Source organism: Streptomyces sp. NPDC096176 (genome assembly GCF_044763255.1).
Classification (GTDB): domain Bacteria; phylum Actinomycetota; class Actinomycetes; order Streptomycetales; family Streptomycetaceae; genus Streptomyces.
On record NZ_JBIWFV010000012.1, the window covers coordinates 68,646 to 88,771 of the forward strand.

Consider the following 20,126-nt stretch of genomic DNA (forward strand, 5'->3'; position numbering starts at 1 on the left):
GCGCTCACTTCGCACTCTCCTCGGCGTTCGCGCCGAGCAGCCGCTCGACGTACTTGGCGATGACGTCCACCTCGAGGTTGACCGGGTCGCCGGGCTGCTTGATGCCGAGCGTGGTCAGCGCGAGCGTGGTGGGGATGAGGCTGATCGTGAAGGTGTCGGGTCCCGCTTCGACCACGGTAAGGCTGACGCCGTCAACCGTGATCGAGCCTTTCTCGACAACGTATCGAGCGAGCCCGGAGGGCAGCGAGATCCTGACGATCTCCCAGTTCTCGGACGGGGTGCGCTCGATGACGGTGCCTGTGCCGTCGACGTGGCCCTGGACGATGTGGCCGCCGAGCCGGGCGCCGACGGCGGTGGGGCGCTCGAGGTTGACCCGGGAGCCCGGCCGGAGCGCGCCGAGGCTGGAGCGCTTCAGCGTCTCCGCCATCACGTCGGCGGTGAACTCGCCGTCGCCGGACTCGACGACGGTCAGGCACACGCCGTTGACGGCGATGGAGTCGCCGTGCTTCGCGTCCTCGGTGACGATCGGGCCGCGCAGGCGGAAGCGGGACGAGTCGCCGAGGTCCTCGACGGCGGTGACCTCACCCAGTTCTTCGACGATTCCGGTGAACACTCAAGCTCCCTTGGAGACGGTCGCGGTGACGCGCAGGTCGGGGCCGATGCGGACGGTCTCTGTCACGTCGAGCCGCAACGCTTCGGTGATGGTGGTGATTCCGGCGTCGGCGAGGGCGGCGGGACCCGCGCCGAGCAGTACGGGGGCGATGTAGCCGATGACGCGGTCGACGGTGCCGGCGGCGACGAAGGCGCCGGCGAGGGTCGGGCCGCCTTCGAGGAGTACGGAGCGGACTCCGCTCTCGTGCAGGCTGCGGAGCAGTTCCCGGATGTCGATCCCGCGACACCCGCGCTTCAGGCTCCACACCTCGCCGGCTCCGGTCCGGGTGAACTCCTCGGGCTCCAGGTCGTCGGCGACGACGACCACGGTGTCGGCCGCGTCGTCCAGGACGCGGGCACCGGGTCGCACCGCGGCGGCCTCGGTGTCGACGACGACGCGCAGCGGCTGAGCGGCGCCCTCGATGCCGCGCACCGCGAGATGAGGGTCGTCGGAACGCATCGTGCCGGAGCCGACCACGACCGCGTCGGACTCGGCGCGCAGCCGGTGGACGTCGGCACGGGACTCGGCCGAACTGATCCATCGGCTGCTGCCGTCCGCGGCCGCGATGCGGCCGTCGAGGGTGGCGGCGTACTTCCAGGTGACGTACGGGCGGCCGAGGCGCGCGGAGGTGAGCCAGGCGATGTTGCCGGCTTCGGCCTCGCCCTCCAGCAGACCGTGCCCGACCTCGATTCCGGCCGCACGCAGGGTGTCGGCGCCGCCGGTGGCCTGCGGGTTCGGGTCGCCGACCGCGTACACGACGCGGGCGACACCGGCCTCGATCAGGGCCTGGGCACAGGGGCCGGTGCGGCCGGTGTGGTTGCAGGGCTCGAGGGTGACGTACGCGGTGCCGGCACGAGCGAGGACGCCGGCCGCGCGGAGGGCGTGGATCTCGGCGTGCGGTCCGCCGGCGCGCTGGTGGTAGCCCTCGCCGACGATGTGTCCCGAGGCATCGGTGATGACGCACCCGACGACCGGGTTGGGGCTGGTGGAGCCGAGTCCGCGGGCGGCGAGCGTGATCGCTCGCCGCATCGCGTCGGTGTCGGCTGCGGTGGCCACCGGGTCCTCCTGCCTCTTCGGGCACGGACTCCGGGGCCTGTCGATGACGACAGAGAGCGGGAAGAACACCACGGCCAGGGACGCCTACGCCGAATACGACGGCCGCCCGTGGAAACGGCGACCGACAGTCGGCCGGCGAACACCTGCCGGTGTCACCCGCCGCGCACTGCCTCCCATCCGGACTTTAACCGTCGGTCCAGGAATTTCACCTGGTCAACCGGCCGCTGGCTGCGGACGGGTCGCGGACTGTAACCGCCGGTTCGGAATTGCACCGACCCCGGAGTGCGCTGCTGCTGATACAGGGCCAGTGTGCCATGTCTCCCGGTGGCCCATGCGAGTGATTGCTGTGGACTGGCTCACAAGCAGATACGGACCGGTGGCTGTCCAACCGCCGGCCGGCACATCCGGCCTCGTCGGCATTTGAGGCGCGGGGGCCGGGGCGGAGCCCCGACAGGAGCGCAGGCCCCCGCCCCACCCACCTGTCACCCCGCTCCCGCGAACAGCTCCCCCCGCGCCGCCTCCCCCGCCGTCAGCAGCGCCCCGCTCAGCACCGCCTCGCCCCCCAACGCGCCCGCCCGGACATCCGTCCGCAGCGGCGAGATCGCCGCCAGCCGCTCCTCCACGCGCGACGCCAGAGCCTCGCCCCCCGCGTGGCCGACCTCTCCGCCGAGGACGACGAACCCTGGGTCGAGCACCGAGGCGACCGCGGCCGCGCCGAGGGCGAGGCGGTGGGCGAGGGCGTCGAGGAAGTCGTCGCGGCGCTCGGCCACGGCCGCCCTGACGACGCCCGCCGCGGCCGGCCCTTGCGTCCCGGAGGCGGCGGCGATCCCGTACTCCTCCCCCAGCGCGCAGATCGCCGCCGACCCGGCCAGCGAGTGGAAGCCGCCGCCGCAGTCGACCGCGGAGGGCATGGCAGCCGCCCCCTGCACCGGCAGGAAGCCGATCTCGCCCGCGCCGCCGGACGCCCCTCTGCGCAGCCGGCCGTCGAGGAAGATGCCCGCGCCGATGCCGTGGCCGATCCAGAGGTAGGCGAAGGTGTCGCGGTCGCGCGCCGCGCCGAGGCGCTGCTCGGCGAACGCCGCGAGGTTGGTCTCGTTCTCGACGATCACTCGGGCGGGCAGCCGGCCTTGGAGGGCCGCGACCAGCATCCGATGCCAGGCGGGGAGGCCGGTGGTGTTGCGGAGTTCGCCGTCGGCGGGGTCGACGAGGCCCGGCGCGCCGATGCAGACGCTGTGCAGGCGGGTGGCGCCGGCGTCCGCGGCCGTTCGTTGCACCAGGGCGGCGGCCCGCTCGACCGTCGGCCCGGGGTCCACGTCGCCGCCGATGGGAAGGGAGGACTCGGCGAGCCGGGCGCCGAGGAGGTCGGCGACGACGACGGTCACGCTCTGGGTACGCACGTCGAGCGCGGCGAGGTGCGCACGGTCGGCGACGATCCCGTAGAGCCGGGCGTTCGGTCCGCGCCGCTGCGCGCCTGCCTCGCCGACCACCTGGACGAGGCCCGATCCCTGGAGCCTTTCGACGAGGTCGGCGATGGTGGGCCGGGACAGGCCGGTCATGGTCTTCAGCTGTCCTGCCGTCAACGGACCCTCGTGCTGGAGCAGTTCCAGGGCATGTCGGTCGTTGATGGCCCGGGCGGTGCTCGGAGATGCGGGCATGCCGGAATCCTTCCAGACGAGTGGATCGGCCTGTCGGCAGCGGCACTATTTATCAGGCAGGGTTCCTGATAGTTTAGCTCCCACGTTCTCGGGGAGGGGTTTTTCGCATGTCGAGCGAACTGGTCGTCGGACTGCGGCAGCTGAAGCGCGCCCGCTTCGCCGTCGCCGCCGTCTTCTGTGTGCACGGCGCCGTGACCGGCAGCTTCGCGACGCGCATCCCGTGGATCCAGGACCATGCCGCGGTCGGCGCCGGTCAGCTCGGCCTCGCTCTCGCCTTCCCGGCCATCGGAGCGTCCGTCGCGATGCCGCTGGCCGGGGCGATCAGCCACCGCTTCGGCGCGCGTACCGCGCTGCGCGGTCTGCTCGCGCTGTGGACCATGAGCCTGATCCTGCCGTCGTTCGCACCGAACCTGTTCGCCTTGTGCGCCGCGCTGTTCGTCTACGGCGCGACCTCCGGCATGTCCGACGTGGCGATGAACGCCCTGGGCGTGGAGATCGAGAATCGTCTCGACCGCTCGATCATGTCCGGCCTCCACGGCATGTGGAGCGCGGGCGCGCTCATCGGCTCCGCGGGCGGCACACTCGCCGCGCATCTGGGCAGCGACGCACGGCTGCACCACACCCTGGCGGCCCTGACGCTGACCGCGCTCGGGCTGATCGCCTGTCAGGGCGTACTGGACCTGCGCAGCTCGGCCGACGAGGAGCCGCCGCCCCGGTTCGCCCTTCCTCCGAGGTCGGCGCTGGTCATCGGCGCGATCGGTTTCTGCGCGGTGTTCGCGGAGGGGGCGAGCCTTGACTGGTCCGCGGTCTACCTGCGGGACGTACTCGACACGTCACCGGGTCTCGCGGCCGCGTCGACCACGGCCTTCGCGCTGACGATGGCGGTGGCGCGGCTCGCCGGGGACCGGATCGTGGACCGTTTCGGTTCGGTGCGGACCGTGCGGGTCGGCGGTGTGCTGGCGACGATCGGCGGACTGATGGTGGTACTCGCGCCTCATCCGGCACTCGCCCTCTGCGGATTCGCGCTCATCGGTCTCGGTGTAGCCGTGGTCGTACCGCTCGCCTTCGCTGCGGCCGCCCGCAGCGGACCGAATCCGAGTCAGGCGATCGCCGGCGTCGCCACCATCACCTACACCTCGGGCCTGATCGCGCCGTCCGCGATCGGCGCGGTCGCGGACGCGACGAGCCTGGTCGTGTCGTTCGGCCTGGTGACTGCTCTGGCGTTCGGTCTGGTGCTCGGCGCCGGTGTGCTGCGTTCGGCCGGGCGGGAGAGCGCGAAGGCCGGCTCCGTGGAGCAGACGGTCCAAGACCCGCGGCTCTGAACCGCCCGCCTGTGCGGCGCGTGCCGCAGTCCGCGCCGACTCGTCGCTCGCGTGACCGCTCAGCCGGCGATCGAGTCGAGCTGTTCCGCGGCCGGCCGCAGCGCCCAGAGGTCGCCTCCGGGCGGCGTCTCGAGCAGCGGGACGGCGGCCTTGGCCCTGCGGTCCCCCGCGTCGGCCGCCGCATGGACGATGTCGCTCGCCGCGTACCGATGGAACTCCAGCTCCGGGTGCGGCCAGGAAGCGGCGCCGGTGGCGGCCGGCAGCAGATAGCCGACCGCCTTGAACAGGCTCTGTCCCTGCGGCCCTTCGTACGCCCACAGGTCGACACCGACGTGTCTGCCGATGTCGGCGAGCCGGGTGTAGGCGACGAGGTCGAAGGTCGAGTAGTGCCAGCTGCGGGTACGGGCGAGCTCCTGCGGCTGGCTGCCGTCGGGCGCGATCTGCGGGTCGATCCGCTTGCCGCGCGCCTCGAGCACCGTCCGGCGCGCCAGGTCCTTGTCGCCGATGGCGAGCGCGAGCGCGGCGACCTGCATGTCGTGGAAGGTGCCGTGGTGGTTCCGCGCCGCTGCTTCCTCCTTGCCGAGGGGAGAGTTGACGAGCCAGTCCAGGAACGATCTCTTCCACGCCTTCATCCCTGCGCTGTCGCGCCGCGACCAGCCGGGCGCCCCGGTGTCGAGGATCGCGATGGCGTCCAGTACGCCGGTGTACTGCTGCGAGAAGTCGATGGTGCCGATCGCCCGGCCGTCGTACTTGCAGGGGATGAACTGGCCGTGGTTCAGATTCGGGTTCATCCGGGTCGCCGGGTCGACGAACCAGGTGCGCAGGATCTCGGCGGCATGGCGGGCGTACCGCCGGTCGCCCGTGTAGTACCAGGCGAGGCTCAGCGTGGTGGCGGAGTCCACGACCCTGCCGAGGTCCTGGCGGTCGGTACCGGTGTCGACTTCGGGGTTGGGTTCGCCGTCGCGCCGGACGTAGGGGCAGCCCCACGGGTTGTCCGGGGTCCGGGGCTGCGAGGGCCACCAGTAGGGCGCCTGGCTCAGATAGTCGTGCGGATCACCGCTGGGCGCGGGCCTGGGTTTGTCCACGACGGTCCACGGTCCCTGGCCGAGCCGGCCGTCGGCCCGCGCGACCAGGCTCGCGAGTGCCTTCCGCAGGGCGGGGTCGCCGCGTTCGAGACGCGCCTTCCCCTGCTGGAGCCGTTCGCCGTCGATCACCACCGTCCTGGGCGCCCGGTGCGCTCCCTGCGCCGCGGCCTGTGACGACGCGACGGGCACGAGGACAGCGGCGCAGGCGGTCAGGGCGGTGAGCAGAGCCGCGAGGCGCCGCCGAGGTCTTCCATTCATAGGGGCTCCATGTATGTGAACAGAATTCATGGATGGGACCGTGTGGGCGTAGGGCTACCTGGTGGCCGCGGCAATGCACCGGGCGGGATTCACGGATGAAAGCGGATCCAGCCGTGGCCGTTAGCATTGCGCCGATCATCGACGACCGAAGAAGTGGAGCGGCCCGTGAACCTCGGCGTGCGCTGGACCCTGCACGGCGACGGGCGGACCCCCGCTCCCGGCGCCGTCGTACGACCCGACGAGCGGCTGTCCTGGCCCCGCACGGCGGGTCTGGGCGCCCAGCATGTGGTGGCGATGTTCGGCGCGAGCTTCGTGGCGCCGGTCCTCATGGGGCTGGATCCGAATCTGGCGATCATGATGTCGGGCGTCGCGACCGTGATCTTCCTGCTGGCGACCCGCGGCAAGGTGCCCAGCTATCTCGGCTGTTCGCTCTCGTTCGTCGGCGTGGCGGCGACGATCCGGGCCTCCGGCGGCGACAGCGCTACTGTGACCGGCGCGGTGCTGGTCGTCGGTGCCGCGCTCTTCGTCGCCGGTCTGGCCGTGCAGCGCTTCGGCGCGCGCATCATCCACGCCGCGATGCCGCCGATCGTCACCGGCGCGGTCGTCATGCTCATCGGCTTCAACCTCGCGCCGGTGACCGCGTCGACGTACTGGCCGCAGGACCAGTGGACCGCGCTGCTGGTGATGCTCTTCACCGGCCTCGCCGTGGTGTGCCTACGGGGATTCTTCTCCCGTATCGCGATCTTCCTCGGCCTGATCTTCGGCTACGCGCTGTCCTGGGCACTCGACCTGGTCTTCGGGAAGATCCACTCCCCCGCCGGCGGCGCGGAGGCCGTGGACCACTGGCGGCTCGACCTGTCCGCCGTCGCCGGCGCCGACTGGATCGGGCTGCCCTCGTTCCACGCGCCGAGCTTCGAGTGGTCGGCGATCCTGGTCGCCCTGCCCGTCGTGATCGCGCTCATCGCCGAGAACGCCGGCCACGTCAAGGCCGTCGGCGAGATGACCGGCGATCCCCTCGACGACAAGCTGGGCACCGCGATCGCCGCCGACGGCGCCGCCTCCATGCTCTCCACCGCCGTCGGCGGTCCGCCGAACACCACCTACTCCGAGAACATCGGCGTCATGGCCGCGACCCGCGTCTACTCCACGGCCGCCTACTGGGCCGCTGCGGGCTTCGCCCTGCTCTTCGGCCTCTGCCCGAAGTTCGGAGCGGTCGTCGCCGCCATCCCCGGCGGTGTGCTGGGCGGCATCACGGTGATCCTCTACGGCATGATCGGACTGCTCGGAGCGCAGATCTGGATCAACGCGAAGGTGGATCTTCGCAACCCGCTGAACCTGGTGCCGGCCGCGGCGGGCATCATCATCGGCGTCGGCGGCGTGAGCCTGAAGATCACCGACAACTTCGAACTGGGCGGCATCGCGCTCGGAACCATCGTCGTCATCACCGGCTACCACGTGCTGCGCGCCTTCGCCCCCGCCCATATGAAGGAGAGGATGAAGGAGGAGGAACCTCTGCTGGACTCCGGCACCTCCTCCTACGACGCCGGGTCCGACACGGCAGGGCCGCACGCGGGCGGCACGGACGCGGGTGGCACCCACCACTGAGGCGACGGGCCGCAGGGCTCGGTGGCGAAACGTCCCTCTTTTTGGGGAAGCTCCGGCCCGTCACCGCGTCCACGTGCCGGGGGCTGGGACGCTGCCCCCATGGCGCAGACGGAACAGTTCGCGGAGCGGCCGGAGTGCGCTCCGGCGGCGGTCGATCCCGTGATGGAGCGAATGCTCGCGTTCGGCACCGCATGGCCGGCGAGCGACGGGGTCGCCGTGTTCAACCGGGTCTATCTGGCGGTCACCGAGGAGATCGTCCGGCACGTCGACGCCGGTCGGTTCCCGGACCGGCGAGCCGCCGTCGCCCTCGACGTGCTGTTCGCACGGCGGTATCTGACGGCCGTGGACGCGGCCACCGACGGCCTGCCTCCGCCCGCCTGCTGGCGACCGCTGTTCCAGTACCGCCGCCACCCCGGCGTACGGCCCCTGCAGTTCGCCCTCGCGGGGATCAACGCGCACATCGGGCACGACCTCGCACTCGCCGTGGTGGACACCTGCCATGCGCTCGGCTGCGAACCCGCGGACCTGGAAGGCGAGTTCGACCGCGTCGGCGACATCCTCGTCCTGCTCGAGGAACGGATCCGGGAGGATCTGATGCCCGGCCCCGATCTGCTCGAGATCGCCGATCCACTGACGCATCTGGTGGGCGCCTGGAGTCTCGAGCGGGCCCGCGACGGCGCCTGGTCGGCGGCGCGGCTGCTGTGGGGGCTGCGGGAGCTGCCGGACCTGGCCGACGAGTTCACCGAGCGTCTCGACGCGGGCGTCGGCCTGGTCGGGCGCTGTCTGCTGACGCCGTGGCGCTGAACCGTGCGAGCGGGACGCGCCAGCGCTGAACCGTACGGCCCCGGACGCCCCGGCGCCGAGCCGTGCGACCGCTGACGCCCTGGCGCCGGCCCCTGAGGCCGGCCACCAGGGCGCCCCGCCGTCAGTCCTCGGGCAGTTCGACAGGCGCGATCTCGTCGTAGAGGTCGCCCGGGCCCGGGTTGGACGGATCGGTCGTGCCGCCGAAGTGGTTCATCACGCCCCACACCGCGTTGAGCGCGGTCTGCACGGCGCCCTCCGCCCAGCCGGCCGTCCATGAGATGTCGTCACCGGCGAGGAAGATGCCGCGCTTGTCCTCGGGGAGCCGGTCCTGCATGAAGTGGGTGAACAGGCGCCGCTGGTAGCGGTAGTGGCCGGGCAGATTGGCCTTGAACGCGCCCATGAAGTACGGCTCGTTCTCCCACGACACCGTGACCGGGTTGCCGATGATGTGGCTGCGGATGTCGACGTTCGGGTAGATCTCACCGAGCGACTTGAGCATGACCTCCATCCGCTCGTTCGCGGACAGCGGCAGCCACTTCAGGCTGTCGTCGCACCAGGTGTACGAGAGGCAGATGACGGCCGGCTTGTCGGGGCCGTTGTCCAGCAGGTACGTGCCGCGGGTCATCCGGTCGGTGAGCGTCATCGACATGGTGTCGCGCCCGGTGATCTCGTCCTTGTCCAGCCAGAACGGCCGGTCGACCGGCACGAACAGCTTGGAGGACTCCATGTAGTGGGTCCGCTCCATCGCCGTCCAGTGGTCGATGGGGAAGAGCGAGTCGTCACAGGCGATCTTGGACAGCAGCATCCAGGACTGGGCCGTGAAGATGGCCGCCCGGTACGTGCGGATGTCGCCGGACGCGTCCGTGACCGTGATCCGGTTGCCGGCGGTCCGGTTGAGCCGGGTGACGGCCGGGCGCGGGTCGCCGTCGTGCAGGGTGGACAGCGACGTGCCCATCGGCCAGTGCACGATCTTGGCGGGCTCACGCTCCCACAGGCGCAGCGGCAGCTGCTGGCTGCCCTCGACGATGCCGCGGTGGTGGTCGTCGGCCTCCGAGTAGACGACCCGCAGGATCTCCAGGATGGAGTTGGGGAAGTCGGTGTCCCAGCCGCCGGTGCCGAAGCCGACCTGGCCGAAGATCTCGCGGTGGCGGAACGACTTGAACGCCTCGGAGTCGCAGAGGAAGCCGTAGAACGTCTGGTTGTCGAGCTTCTCGACCAGCTTGGCCCAGATCTCGCGGATGCGCGGGACGTCGCGCTCGCGCATGGCCTGGTTCATGTCGGAGAAGTCGGCGCCCTCCTCCAGGCAGGCATTCCACGCGTCCATCACGTCGCGGTAGACCTGCGGCAGGTCGTCGATGGTCTCCGCGTAGTGCGATTCGCCCTTGAGGTCCACGACGGTCGACGGCGTGGAGGGGGCGAGCGGGTTGGGGAACGGTTGGGTGGTCAGGCCCACCAGGTCGATGTAGTGCTGCAGCGCCGTGGACGACGGCGGGAAGCGCATCGCGCCCATCTCGGCGGAGAGCTCCGGGTCGCAGCCGTCGAAGCCGACCGTGCGCAGCCGGCCGCCGATCCGGTCCGCCTCGTAGACGACCGGCTTGAGCCCCATCTTCATCAGCTCGTACGCGGCGACGATGCCGGAGAGGCCGCCGCCGATGACCGCGACCTCGGCGCCGTGCTCGGTCGCGGGTATCTGGCCGATGCCGGCGGGGTGGGCCAGGAAGTCGTCGTAGGCGTACGGGAAGTCCGGACCGAACATGGTGATCGGCGGCTGATCGTCGCTGTGCTGGACGGCGGTGGTGGGCACCGTGGACGTCATGGGGTACGGACTCCTTGCGGGGAAATGGAGCGGTGGGGCGGGAGGGGGTCAGACCAGGGAGCCGTAAAGGCCGGGACGCCGGTCGCGCAGATACGGGTTGTTCTCACGGGAGGAGATCAGCAGCTCGGGGTCGACGTCGCCGATCACGAGCTCCTCGCCGCGGCCCGCGCGGGTGCGTACGGCGCCGTCGGGGCTCGCGAGGCAGCTCAGCCCGACGAACTCGAACTCCCCTTCCTGACCGGTCCTGTTGACGTACGCGACGTACATCTGGCTCTCGAAGGCACGGACCGGGACGAGGGACTCGGCGACGAACTGGAAGGGATGCATCTGCGCGGTGGGCACCAGCAGCAGGTCGGTGCCGGCGAGCGCATGCGCCCGGACGTTCTCCGGGAACTCCACGTCGTAGCAGATCAGCAGGCCGATGCGGATGCCGTCGAGATCGGCCTGGACGACGGGCCGGTCGCCGGGGGTGAACCACTTCTGCTCGAAGCAGCCGAACAGGTGCGTCTTGCGGTAGTTCGCGAGGCGCGCGCCGGACGCGTCGATCAGCTGGGCGGAGTTGTGGATCACCTCGCCCGCCCGTTCGGGATAGCCGTACAGCACGGCGACGTCGTGGCGGGCGGCGATCTCGGCGACAGCGGCGGCGCCGGGGCCGTCGGCGGGTTCGGCCAGCTTCGGCACGTCGTCACCGATCGCGTAGCCGGTGAGGAACATCTCGGGGCAGACGAGCAGTCCCGCGCCCGCTGCGGCGGCACGCCCCGCTGCCTCGTCCAGCACCTTCAGGTTCTCCGCGATCGAGCCCGGGCGGCCGGAACTCTGGAGCAGGGCGGTGCGCAGGGGCATGAGTGACCTCGGGCATGGGGCGGATGAACGGGAGACGACTAAAAAGGTACGGTCCGGCGCTCGGCCCGGACAAGGCGCGACCGTTGCGCGCGGCCGGTCGATCCGTTGCGTCGTGTGCGGGTGGGGCGGCGATTCGTTGCGCGCATCGTCGTGCCTGGTCATGCGGGTGGTCGGCAGGGGCTGTGCGACCGAGGTCGTAGCCGGGGCAGCCGTGCGGGCGAGACGGCTCCCGCCCGCGGTTCGATGTGGCCGCGGCGGCGCGGGCGGAAGGGTTGGCCACGTCCGAGAACCTGCCAAGGGGGCTCCATGGAACACACCGTCCAACGCCGTACGAAGCTCGCCGCGATCGGCGCCGCCCTGCTGATCACCGCCGCGGCAGCGGGGTCAGCCGCCGCCTCCGCCGACTCCCGCACCGGCGGAAAGCCGCGGGAGGCCGCGGCGCTGACCGGCTCCGCCAAGCTGTACCGCTCGCTCGGCGACGACATCACGTTCACCTTCGACGCACATCTGGCCGCCGAGGACAACAACGACCCGACCAAGGCCACGGGAACGTTCCGCTTCAGCCACTACCTGAACGGCGAGGGCGCCTACGCGGAGGCGGAGGTCGACTGTCTGCTGACCGGCGGCAAGGTCGCCGTCGTCTCGGGCGTCATCACCAGGAGCGACTTGACGGGCGCCAAGGGCAAGAGGGTCGGCATCACGGTCCACGACGCGGGCCGCAAGGACCGCCTCGGCTACAGCTGGGCCGCCACCGGCAGCCCTGCGGAGGCCCCGGATCTTCCCCGGTGCGTGGGCTCTGCGCCCTTCGAGAAGGTGAAGGCCGGCACCGGGGACTTCGAGGTCCTGCCCTGGAAGCCGGCCCTCTGAGGCCTGTCCGCGGGAGGGCCTGTCCTCGGGCGTTACGCGGGCGCGCCCGAGGAGAACCGCCGCAGCAGCGGGGAGAGCACCAGGACCGACTTGGTGCGCTCCACGAACGGCTCGCCCGCGATGCGTTCGAGTACCCGCTCGAAGTGGCGCATGTCGGAGGCGAAGACCTGGACGATCGCGTCCGCCTCACCGGTGACGGTGGAGGCGGACGCGATCTCCGGGTAGCGCTTGAGGCCGCGCTCGATCGCCTCCGGCGACGTGTTGCGGCTGCAGTAGATCTCGATGAATCCCTCGGTCGCCCATCCGAGCGCCTTCGGGTCCACCCGCACGGTGAAGCCGGTGATGGCCCCTTCGGCGCGCAGCCGGTCGACCCGCCGCTTCACTGCGGGGGCGGACAGCCCCACCATGGCGCCGATGTCGGCGTAGGAGCGGCGGGCGTCCTCCGCCAGGGCGTGGACGATGCGCTCGTCGAGGTCGTTCAGCAACTTTCAACACCATGCTCGGTCCGTGCCGGGAAGCGAGCGGCTTCCCGGTCAGGACAGTATCCATCAGGGACATGAAGGACATCGTCCCTCGCAGGCCCTCAGCGCAGGGCCGACCTGCGCATGCCGTAGCCGAAGTAGACGGCGAGGCCGACCGCCATCCACACGCCGAAGACGATCCAGGTGATGGTGTCGAGGCTGAACATCATCCACACGCAGAACACGAAGCCGATCGCCGGGAACAGCGGCGACAGCGGCACCCGGAAGGTCCGCTTCATCTCCGGGCGGGTCCGGCGGAGCACCACGACCGCCACGTTGACCAGGGCGAACGCGAAGAGGGTGCCGATGCTGGTGGCGTCGGCCAGCCGTCCGAGCGGGACGGCGGCCGCCAGGCCTCCGCAGAAGAGCGAGACGATGATCGTGTTGGCGCGGGGCGCACCGGTCTTCGTGTGCACCCGGGAGAACACCTTGGGCACCAGACCGTCGCGCGACATGGCGAACAGGATGCGGGTCTGCCCGTACAGGACGGTCAGGACGACGCTGGCGATGGCGATGACCGCGCCGGCGGCGAGCAGCACGGCCCAGAAGCTCTGTCCGGTGACGTCTTCCATGATCCCGGCCAGCGCGGCCTCGGACTCGCCGAAGCCCTTCCACGGGCGGGCTCCTACGGCGACGGCCGCGACCAGGACGTACAGCACGGTGACGATCAGCAGGGAGAGCATGATGGCGCGCGGCAGGTCCCGCTGCGGGTTCTTCGCCTCCTCGCCCGCCGTGGAGGCGGCGTCGAAGCCGATGTACGAGAAGAACAGCGATGCTCCGGCGGCGCTGACGCCGGCCATGCCGAGCGGCATGAAGTTCTCGTAGTTGCCGCTGCGGAAGCCCTGGACGCCCACGGCGCAGAAGAGCACCAGGGCGGCGATCTTCACGATCACCATGACGGTGTTGGCCCGCGCGCTCTCGCGGGCACCGCCGAGCAGGAAGACCATGGCCAGCAGCACGACGATCAGTGCGGGCAGGTTGAAGAACCCGCCGTCACCCGGCGGCGCGGAGAGGGCGTCGGGGATGGTGACGCCAAGGGTGCCGTCGAGGAGTTCGTTGAGGTACTCGCCCCAGCCCACCGCGACGGCGGCGACCGACACCCCGTACTCGAGGATCAGGCACCAGCCGCAGACCCAGGCGACGAGTTCGCCCATCGTCGCGTAGGCGTACGAGTAGGAGGAGCCGGCGACGGGGATGGTGCCGGCCAGCTCGGCGTACGACAGGGCCGAGAACAGCGCGGTCAGACCGGCGATCACGAACGCGACGGTGACGGCGGGGCCGGCCTTGGGAACCGCTTCGCCGAGCACGACGAAGATGCCTGTGCCGAGCGTGGCACCGATGCTGATCATGGTCAGTTGCCACATGGACAGTGAGCGGCGCAGCGCGCCGCCCTCCCCCTGCCCGCCTTCTGCCACCAGGCGCTCGACGGGCTTGCGCCGCATCAGCCGGGCGCCCGGCCGCGGGCTCCTGTCGGGCGTCGGGTCGGTCATGGGTGGCGCTGCGCCGGTGTCCTGCACGTCGGGGCTCCTTCATCGCTGCGGATCGGCGGTGGCGAGCCCGCGGCGGCCCGCGAGCATGCCTGAAGAGCCCATGCATAGGTGAAGGGACCGCCGAGCAGACGGTCGCCGCCACTCCTGGTACGGGGGTCGAGCCTACGAGTCCGCTGCTCACGGCCGTAATGCATCGTTGTTGCGCATCGGCGGACCATCATTGCGCGCTGACGGGCGGCGCGGGGAAACATTGCGCCGAGGTGAACGGGAGTGTCACAAGTGCTTCAGTCGCTCCGCGACCTCGCGGAGCAGCCGGGGATCGGCGGGGGCCGCGAAGCGGGCCCGCGGGCGCACCTCGATCAGCCCCTGCGCGGCGAGGTCGGCCAGCAGCACCCGTACGACGGTGAGGGGCAGGTCGGCGTCCGCCGCCACTTCGGCGACCGGCCGGGGCGCACCGCGCACCAGGTCCAGCAGGGAGACGCGGGCGTGGTCGAGGCCCGGCCGGGGTGCGGCGCCGGGTACCGCGCTGATCCGGGACATCAGATCGAGGCGGATGCCGGTGTCGGGACGCGTCCGGCCGCGGGTGACGGTGTAGGGCCGCACCAGGGAGCCCGTCTCGTCCTCGTACCAGTGGTCGTCCACGGGCTACTCGTCCCGCGCGGGCGCCTCTGCGCCGCTTCCGCCGACACCGCTGTCCCGGTCTTGCGCGAAAGGCGGCCGGTCGCTCGACGTCTGCCGCACCCGCTGGGGCAGCGCCACCGGATCCGCCGACTCCTCGCTCCTCGGACCGGCCGGGGACCAGGTGCCGGTGACGGGCGGGGCGAGCGGGTCCGCGGGGGCCAGGACCGCCGTCGGCAGCATCACGATCGCCGTCGTTCCTCCGTACGGTGATCTCGTCAGCGTCACCTTGATGCCGTGGCGCCCGGCGAGGCGGCCGATCACGTACAGGCCGAGCCGCTCGTCCTGCGCCGGGTCGAAGTCGCCCGGCCCGGCCAGCACCGCGTGGGCCCGCTCCAGCTCCGCCGTGTCCATGCCGAGCCCGCGGTCGTCGATCTCCAGGGCGAAACCGCCGGAGACCTCTGCCATCCGCATCGTGACCTGGGTGAAGGGCGGGGAGAAGGCCGTGGCGTTCTCGACGAGCTCGGCGATCAGGTGCACGACGTCGGCGACCGCGTCCGCCCCGATGCCGACCGCCGGCATCGGCGGCACGACGACCCGGGTGTAGTCCTCGATCTCGCCGACCGCAGCGGCGACGACGTCCACGACAGGGACCGGCTCGCGCCAGCGGCGTCCCGGTGCGCCCCCGGCCAGGATGATGAGACCTTCCGCATGACGGCGCATCCGGGTCGTCAGGTGGTCGATCCGGAACAGGTCCTCCAGCACGTCCGGGTCGTCGGTGCGCCGTTCCAGGGTGTCGACGAGTGTGGACTGCCGGTGCACCAGCGCCTGGTTGCGCCGGGCGATGTTGAGCAGCACCGCGAAGACGCCCCGGCGCAGCGTCGCCTGTTTGACGGCTGCCTCGACGGCGGCCAGACGCGCCGCGTTGAGCGCATGGCCCACCTGGGCGATCTCGTCGGCCTCCGCACGCCCGTCGGCCGCGTCGCCGAAGTCGAGCGGCGGAGCGGCTTCGGCCGCGTCCACCTGCTCGCCCGCCGCGAGCCGCCGCATCACGTCGGGGAGCCGCCGGGTGGCCAGGACGTCGGCGGCGTCGCGCAGCTCTTCGAGACGCCGGGAAATGCGCCGCCCGCTGACCATGGAGAGCCGGATCGACAGGCCGACAGCGACGAGCCCGACCAAGCCGACGCCCGCGGCCTTGACCATCTCCCGGTACGCGTAAGCCCGTCCGCGGTCCGCGGTGTTCAGGGCAGCCTCGGTGCAGAGCAGCATGTACCGCTTGACCGCGCGGTCCGTGGTGGTGCGCCAGGAGTCGGCGGCCATGGCCTCACCCGCCCGGTCCGCGCCCGCCCGCAGCAGAGCGTCCTCGCCGGCCATGAGCGCGCGGTACTCCTCCCCGCGCTCGAAATCGGTGAACAGCCGTCGGGAGTCGCCCGGCAGGTCGGGGACGTAGGTGCGGTGGAAGACCCGCCGGTCCTCGATGGTCGCGGTGAGCGAGTCGTACTGCCGGTCCGTCAGAGTCCCCGCCGCGCGGGCCCCGGCGACGAAGGCGTCCTCCCGCGACAGGAACTCCCGTACGCGCACCAGCTCGATCACGACCTGGCCCTCCCGAGCGAGGCGGCCGGCCTGGAGCGCGGTGAGCGAGGACTGGACGTCGAACGCCGGCTCGACGAACGTCGTGTATTCGGAGATCGCCGCGTCCCAGGCGACCTTTCCGGCCAGCACCCGCGCGCGCAGTCCTTCCAGACCGTCGACCGCCTCTGCCATCGCGTCGACCGACTGCCGCTGCAGGCCGGTGAGGTCGTCGCGCCGTTCGTCGTTCCCGATCGCCTCCCGCATGGCGGTCACCGTCCGGTCCGTCTCGCGCTGCTGCCCCAGCAGGGCGGCGAGGGCGTCCCGGTCGCTCCCCTGCCCTGCGCCGAGGTAGGCGGCGGTGAGACGTCGTTCGATCTGGATCTGGCCCACGGCGGTGTCGATGGGCGTGCCGAACGACTCGTACACCCCCTGGACCCTGATCAGCGCCCGGAGGTCGCCGGTCACCGACACCATGGCGAAGGCCCAGAGGAGCATGAGGGCGGCGACCGGCACGACGGTGAGCGTCACGATCCGGCCGCGGATCGTCGGGCGGCGGAGTCGTCGGCGCATGTGGTCCCCCGGGGCACCTGGAACAACGCGGGCGGAAGAGGTGACGGCCCGACCGTGGTTACCCTCCGGTAGGGGTCGTCAAGCTACGGGACTTGGCATGCCCAGCGCAATGTTTCCGGAAGTAACTCGATCCGGCCAGTTCTCGGTGCCGATACTCCCGCGACTTCTGGGTAAGCGAAGTGGTGATGAACGCACAACCACATGTGGTGATTGAGGAATCGCCGCATCAGGAGAGCAGGCACAGCGCGGGCGCCCGTACGGCCACCGCGGAATTCCTGCTGCAGCACTGCCCGTGGGTCGACGCCGACGCGGTGCTGCTCGTCGTGACCGAGCTGGTGGCCAACGCGGTGCGGCACACCGCCGGCTGGTGGCGGCTGCACCTGACGGCCGGGCACGACGCTCTGGTGGTCCAGATGGACGACTCCAGCCCACAGCCGCCGGTCGCCAGGAAGCCGGACTTCACGGGCGGCGGTGGGTTCGGCTGGCACATGGTGCATCAGCTCGCGGGTCGGGTCGAGGTCCGCCAACTCCCCTACGGCAAGCGGGTCGAGGCGACGTGGGTGCGCCCGGCGGCCCCCGCCTGCTGACCACCGCCTGATGGTCCGAGCGGCCGCCGATGCGACCCGCCGCCGAACCGACCCGCCCGACACACAGCGTGACCCGAAACCCGAGACCGCGACGCGCCCACGGACGTGACCGCACACCCGGAATCCGAGCCCCCGACGCTCGCAAGCCCGCGGACGAAAGCCCGCGGACGTGACCGCGCACCCAGAAGCGGCGTCCCGGTTGCCCGGAACGCCGCTTCTGCCGTGGGGGGAATCGGTATCAGGACGGGTGACCGACCACGCCGACCACCCGTTGCACAGCCGAGCTCACTCGACGGCGAGCAGCCCCTCACGCAGCCGGCCGGTGATGCGGGCCAGCAGCCTCGAGACATGCATCTGGGAGACGCCGAGCTCCGCGCCGATCTCCGACTGCGTCATCTCCTCGCCGAACCGCATCTGCAGGATCCGCCGGTCGCGGTCGTCGAGTTCCTCGATCAGCGGCTTGAGCGCCTGGACGTTCTCCGCCGTCTCCAGGTCGGCGTCCGGCGCGCCCAGCCGGTCGGACAGCGGCACCGAGGCGTGGTCGGAGGCGTCATCCATGGGCATGTCGATCGAGCCGGCCGTGTAGCCGTTGCTCGCGACGATGCCCTCGATGATCTCCTCCTCGTCCATCCCGAGGTACTCGGCGAGTTCCGCGGTGGTCGGTGTGTGGTCCAGCTTCTGCGAGAGCTCGTCGACCGCCTTGGCGAGGTCGATCCGCAGTTCCTGGAGGCGGCGCGGAACATGCACGGCCCAGCTGGTGTCGCGGAAGAACCTCTTGATCTCGCCCACGATGTACGGGACGGCGAAGGTCGCGAACTCCACCTCGCGGCTCAGCTCGAACCGGTCGATCGCCTTGATCAGGCCGATGGTGCCGACCTGGACGATGTCCTCCATCTGCTCGGCCCGGTTACGGAAGCGGCCGGCGGCGTACTTCACCAGTGCCACGTTGAGCTCGATGAGGGTGTTGCGCACGTACTGGTACTCGTGCGTGCCTTCCTCCAGCTCGGCGAGCCGGACGAAAAAGACCTTGGAGATCTCGCGTGCGTCCTTCGGCGCGACCTCCCCCGGGTTCTCCACGACCGGAAGGTCCAGCTGCGCCACATCAGGGCCCTGCGCTCCACGCTGCGTGAATTCGGTTGGGACCGTGCTCGCCGTGGACACTTCGTCCTCCCCTTGCTCCGATGTCGGTACGGAAATGCGCCTACCCCCGTCGCCGGGACGCATTCCCCCTCAATCGAGTTGGCCTGAAACAGTACGTCCGGCCCCCGCGTGCGCGAGGGCCGGACACGACATGACCGAGTGTCAGCTCCAGCTGGCGTGCAGGGGCTTGCCCTCCGCGTAACCGGCGGCGCTCTGGATGCCGACGATCGCCTTCTCCGCGAACTCCTCGAGTGAGCCCGCGCCGGCGTACGTGCACGAGGAGCGTACGCCCGCGATGATCGAGTCGATCAGGTCCTCAACGCCCGGACGGCTCGGGTCGAGGTACATCCGCGAGTGCGAGATCCCCTCCTCGAACACACCCTTGCGCGCCCGGTCGTACGCGGACTCCTCGCTGGTGCGGTTGCGCACGGCACGCGCGGACGCCATGCCGAAGGACTCCTTGTAGAACCGGCCGTCGGGGGCCTGCTGGAGGTCGCCCGGGGACTCGTACGTCCCGGCGAACCACGAGCCGATCATGACGTTCGCCGCGCCCGCGGCCAGGGCCATCGCCACGTCGCGCGGGTGGCGGACACCGCCGTCGGCCCAGACGTGCTTGCCGAACTTCCTGGCCTCCGCGGCACATTCGAGGACGGCCGAGAACTGCGGCCGGCCGACGCCGGTCATCATGCGGGTGGTGCACATGGCGCCGGGGCCCACGCCGACCTTGATGATGTCGGCGCCGGCCTCGATCAGGTCACGGACACCCTCGGCGGCGACGACGTTGCCCGCGACGATCGGGACCTGCGGGTCGAGCGCCCGAACGGCCTTGACCGCGCTGATCATCGACTCCTGGTGGCCGTGCGCGGTGTCGACGACAAGCGTGTCGACGCCCGCGTCGAGCAGCTGCTTCGCCTTGCCCGCCACATCGCCGTTGATGCCGACCGCCGCGGCGATGCGCAGCTTGCCGTGGGCGTCGACCGCGGGCGTGTACAGGGTCGCGCGCAGCGCGCCCTTGCGGGTCAGCACACCGGCCAGCCTGCCGTCGCCGTCCACTGCGGGGGCGTAACGCCGGTTGGCGGCGTCGAGGGTGTTGAACGCCTCGCGCGGGTCGATGTCCGCGTCGAGCAGGAGCAGGTCCTTGGACATGACCTCGGACAGCTGGGTGAAGCGGTCGACGCCGGCCAGGTCGTGGTCGGTGACGATGCCGACCGGCCTGCGGTCCTCGTCCACGACGACACCCGCGCCGTGCGCCCGCTTGGGCAGCAGGGACAGCGCGTCGGCGACGGTCTGGTGGGGCTCCAGGATGATCGGGGTGTCCAGCACATGGTGCCGGGTCTTGACCCAGGAGATGACGTCGGTGACGACCTCGATCGGGATGTCCTGCGGAATGACGACCAGCCCACCGCGTCGTGCGACGGTCTCGGCCATCCGGCGGCCGGCGATGGCGGTCATGTTGGCGACGACCAGCGGCACGGTCGTGCCGGTCCCGTCCGGGGAGGAAAGATCCACGCCCTGCCGCGAACCGACGGCCGAGCGGCTCGGAACCATGAACACATCGTCGTACGTCAGGTCGTACGGCGGCTTGATGTCATTGAGGAAACGCACGTGCAGAACATCCCAGTCGATCGGAGTTGGCCCCCCGGCGATACAGCCGGAGGAAAACGC

General features: G+C 71.1%; 17 protein-coding genes and 1 riboswitch. Of the genes, 5 read left to right on the forward strand and 12 right to left on the reverse strand.

The genetic code is table 11. From position 1 onward, the window contains the following. Window positions 1-4: 4 nt before the first annotated feature. The 3 genes from ACIQ7Q_RS28155 to ACIQ7Q_RS28165 form a co-directional block, all read right to left on the reverse strand. The gene (locus tag ACIQ7Q_RS28155; protein WP_403867917.1) at window positions 5-613 is read right to left on the reverse strand and encodes a riboflavin synthase; all 609 of its coding nucleotides are present in this window, start codon (window positions 611-613) and stop codon (window positions 5-7) included. After that, window positions 614-1,708, reverse strand: a complete 1,095-nt coding sequence (ribD, locus tag ACIQ7Q_RS28160; RefSeq protein ID WP_403867920.1) for a bifunctional diaminohydroxyphosphoribosylaminopyrimidine deaminase/5-amino-6-(5-phosphoribosylamino)uracil reductase RibD — start codon at window positions 1,706-1,708, stop codon at window positions 614-616. Between the two features lie 159 nt (window positions 1,709-1,867). Beyond that, window positions 1,868-1,998: riboswitch (FMN riboswitch) on the reverse strand. 192 nt (window positions 1,999-2,190) lie between these two features. Beyond that, window positions 2,191-3,363, reverse strand: coding sequence for an ROK family transcriptional regulator (locus ACIQ7Q_RS28165; RefSeq protein ID WP_403867923.1), 1,173 nt, complete (start codon window positions 3,361-3,363; stop codon window positions 2,191-2,193). 107 nt (window positions 3,364-3,470) lie between these two features. On the opposite strand from ACIQ7Q_RS28165, the gene ACIQ7Q_RS28170 reads away from it, so the two are divergent. Then, window positions 3,471-4,685 carry an MFS transporter gene (locus ACIQ7Q_RS28170; RefSeq protein ID WP_403867926.1) on the forward strand — a complete coding sequence of 405 codons (1,215 nt, stop codon included), beginning with the start codon at window positions 3,471-3,473 and terminating at the stop codon, window positions 4,683-4,685. A 59-nt stretch (window positions 4,686-4,744) separates the two neighbouring features. On the opposite strand, the gene ACIQ7Q_RS28175 is transcribed toward ACIQ7Q_RS28170, so the two are convergent. Beyond that, on the reverse strand, window positions 4,745-6,028 hold the full coding sequence (locus ACIQ7Q_RS28175) for an alginate lyase family protein (protein ID WP_403867929.1): 1,284 nt from the start codon (window positions 6,026-6,028) through the stop codon (window positions 4,745-4,747). Between the two features lie 165 nt (window positions 6,029-6,193). Between ACIQ7Q_RS28175 and ACIQ7Q_RS28180 the strand changes: the two genes are divergently transcribed. Beyond that, window positions 6,194-7,633, forward strand: coding sequence for a uracil-xanthine permease family protein (locus tag ACIQ7Q_RS28180; RefSeq protein ID WP_403867931.1), 1,440 nt, complete (start codon window positions 6,194-6,196; stop codon window positions 7,631-7,633). Between the two features lie 99 nt (window positions 7,634-7,732). Continuing rightward, window positions 7,733-8,437 carry a DUF5995 family protein gene (locus tag ACIQ7Q_RS28185; RefSeq protein ID WP_403867934.1) on the forward strand — a complete coding sequence of 235 codons (705 nt, stop codon included), beginning with the start codon at window positions 7,733-7,735 and terminating at the stop codon, window positions 8,435-8,437. A 121-nt stretch (window positions 8,438-8,558) separates the two neighbouring features. Here ACIQ7Q_RS28185 and ACIQ7Q_RS28190 read toward each other — a convergent pair whose 3' ends face one another. Both ACIQ7Q_RS28190 and ACIQ7Q_RS28195 read right to left on the reverse strand, forming a co-directional pair. Further along, the gene (locus ACIQ7Q_RS28190; RefSeq protein ID WP_403867937.1) at window positions 8,559-10,253 is read right to left on the reverse strand and encodes a flavin monoamine oxidase family protein; all 1,695 of its coding nucleotides are present in this window, start codon (window positions 10,251-10,253) and stop codon (window positions 8,559-8,561) included. A 48-nt stretch (window positions 10,254-10,301) separates the two neighbouring features. Continuing rightward, window positions 10,302-11,096 carry a carbon-nitrogen hydrolase family protein gene (locus tag ACIQ7Q_RS28195; protein ID WP_403867939.1) on the reverse strand — a complete coding sequence of 265 codons (795 nt, stop codon included), beginning with the start codon at window positions 11,094-11,096 and terminating at the stop codon, window positions 10,302-10,304. Window positions 11,097-11,402: 306 nt separating this feature from the next. On the opposite strand from ACIQ7Q_RS28195, the gene ACIQ7Q_RS28200 reads away from it, so the two are divergent. Next, entirely contained in the window at window positions 11,403-11,963 is a 561-nt protein-coding gene (locus tag ACIQ7Q_RS28200) for a Repetin (RefSeq protein WP_403867942.1), read from the forward strand. A 32-nt stretch (window positions 11,964-11,995) separates the two neighbouring features. Here ACIQ7Q_RS28200 and ACIQ7Q_RS28205 read toward each other — a convergent pair whose 3' ends face one another. The 4 genes from ACIQ7Q_RS28205 to ACIQ7Q_RS28220 form a co-directional block, all read right to left on the reverse strand. After that, on the reverse strand, window positions 11,996-12,448 hold the full coding sequence (locus tag ACIQ7Q_RS28205; RefSeq protein WP_356631500.1) for an Lrp/AsnC family transcriptional regulator: 453 nt from the start codon (window positions 12,446-12,448) through the stop codon (window positions 11,996-11,998). Between the two features lie 98 nt (window positions 12,449-12,546). Continuing rightward, on the reverse strand, window positions 12,547-14,001 hold the full coding sequence (locus ACIQ7Q_RS28210; protein ID WP_403867945.1) for an amino acid permease: 1,455 nt from the start codon (window positions 13,999-14,001) through the stop codon (window positions 12,547-12,549). 246 nt (window positions 14,002-14,247) lie between these two features. Then, window positions 14,248-14,616, reverse strand: coding sequence for a DUF742 domain-containing protein (locus ACIQ7Q_RS28215; RefSeq protein WP_403867948.1), 369 nt, complete (start codon window positions 14,614-14,616; stop codon window positions 14,248-14,250). Window positions 14,617-14,619: 3 nt separating this feature from the next. After that, the gene (locus ACIQ7Q_RS28220; protein WP_403867951.1) at window positions 14,620-16,734 is read right to left on the reverse strand and encodes a nitrate- and nitrite sensing domain-containing protein; all 2,115 of its coding nucleotides are present in this window, start codon (window positions 16,732-16,734) and stop codon (window positions 14,620-14,622) included. 185 nt (window positions 16,735-16,919) lie between these two features. Here ACIQ7Q_RS28220 and ACIQ7Q_RS28225 point away from each other — a divergent pair, with 185 nt between their 5' ends. Beyond that, complete coding sequence (locus tag ACIQ7Q_RS28225) at window positions 16,920-17,321, forward strand: ATP-binding protein (protein ID WP_403867954.1); 402 nt, start codon at window positions 16,920-16,922, stop codon at window positions 17,319-17,321. Between the two features lie 285 nt (window positions 17,322-17,606). Here the strand turns inward: ACIQ7Q_RS28225 and ACIQ7Q_RS28230 are convergent, their stop codons facing one another. Together ACIQ7Q_RS28230 and ACIQ7Q_RS28235 are read right to left on the reverse strand one after the other, a co-directional pair. Next, window positions 17,607-18,482, reverse strand: a complete 876-nt coding sequence (locus ACIQ7Q_RS28230) for an RNA polymerase sigma factor SigF (RefSeq protein WP_403867957.1) — start codon at window positions 18,480-18,482, stop codon at window positions 17,607-17,609. 141 nt (window positions 18,483-18,623) lie between these two features. Next, window positions 18,624-20,066 carry a GuaB1 family IMP dehydrogenase-related protein gene (locus tag ACIQ7Q_RS28235; protein ID WP_403867960.1) on the reverse strand — a complete coding sequence of 481 codons (1,443 nt, stop codon included), beginning with the start codon at window positions 20,064-20,066 and terminating at the stop codon, window positions 18,624-18,626. Window positions 20,067-20,126 lie beyond the last annotated feature (60 nt).

Excerpts from the sequence above, each read along its gene's own strand:
- ACIQ7Q_RS28165 (WP_403867923.1), bottom strand. The coding sequence starts at position 3,363 with ATGCCCGCATCTCCGAGCACCGCCCGGGCCATCAACGACCGACATGCC.
- ACIQ7Q_RS28170 (WP_403867926.1), top strand. The coding sequence starts at position 3,471 with ATGTCGAGCGAACTGGTCGTCGGACTGCGGCAGCTGAAGCGCGCCCGC.
- ACIQ7Q_RS28175 (WP_403867929.1), bottom strand. The coding sequence starts at position 6,028 with ATGAATGGAAGACCTCGGCGGCGCCTCGCGGCTCTGCTCACCGCCCTG.
- ACIQ7Q_RS28185 (WP_403867934.1), top strand. The coding sequence starts at position 7,733 with ATGGCGCAGACGGAACAGTTCGCGGAGCGGCCGGAGTGCGCTCCGGCG.
- ACIQ7Q_RS28190 (WP_403867937.1), bottom strand. The coding sequence starts at position 10,253 with ATGACGTCCACGGTGCCCACCACCGCCGTCCAGCACAGCGACGATCAG.
- ACIQ7Q_RS28195 (WP_403867939.1), bottom strand. The coding sequence starts at position 11,096 with ATGCCCCTGCGCACCGCCCTGCTCCAGAGTTCCGGCCGCCCGGGCTCG.
- ACIQ7Q_RS28200 (WP_403867942.1), top strand. The coding sequence starts at position 11,403 with ATGGAACACACCGTCCAACGCCGTACGAAGCTCGCCGCGATCGGCGCC.
- ACIQ7Q_RS28220 (WP_403867951.1), bottom strand. The coding sequence starts at position 16,734 with ATGCGCCGACGACTCCGCCGCCCGACGATCCGCGGCCGGATCGTGACG.
- ACIQ7Q_RS28225 (WP_403867954.1), top strand. The coding sequence starts at position 16,920 with ATGAACGCACAACCACATGTGGTGATTGAGGAATCGCCGCATCAGGAG.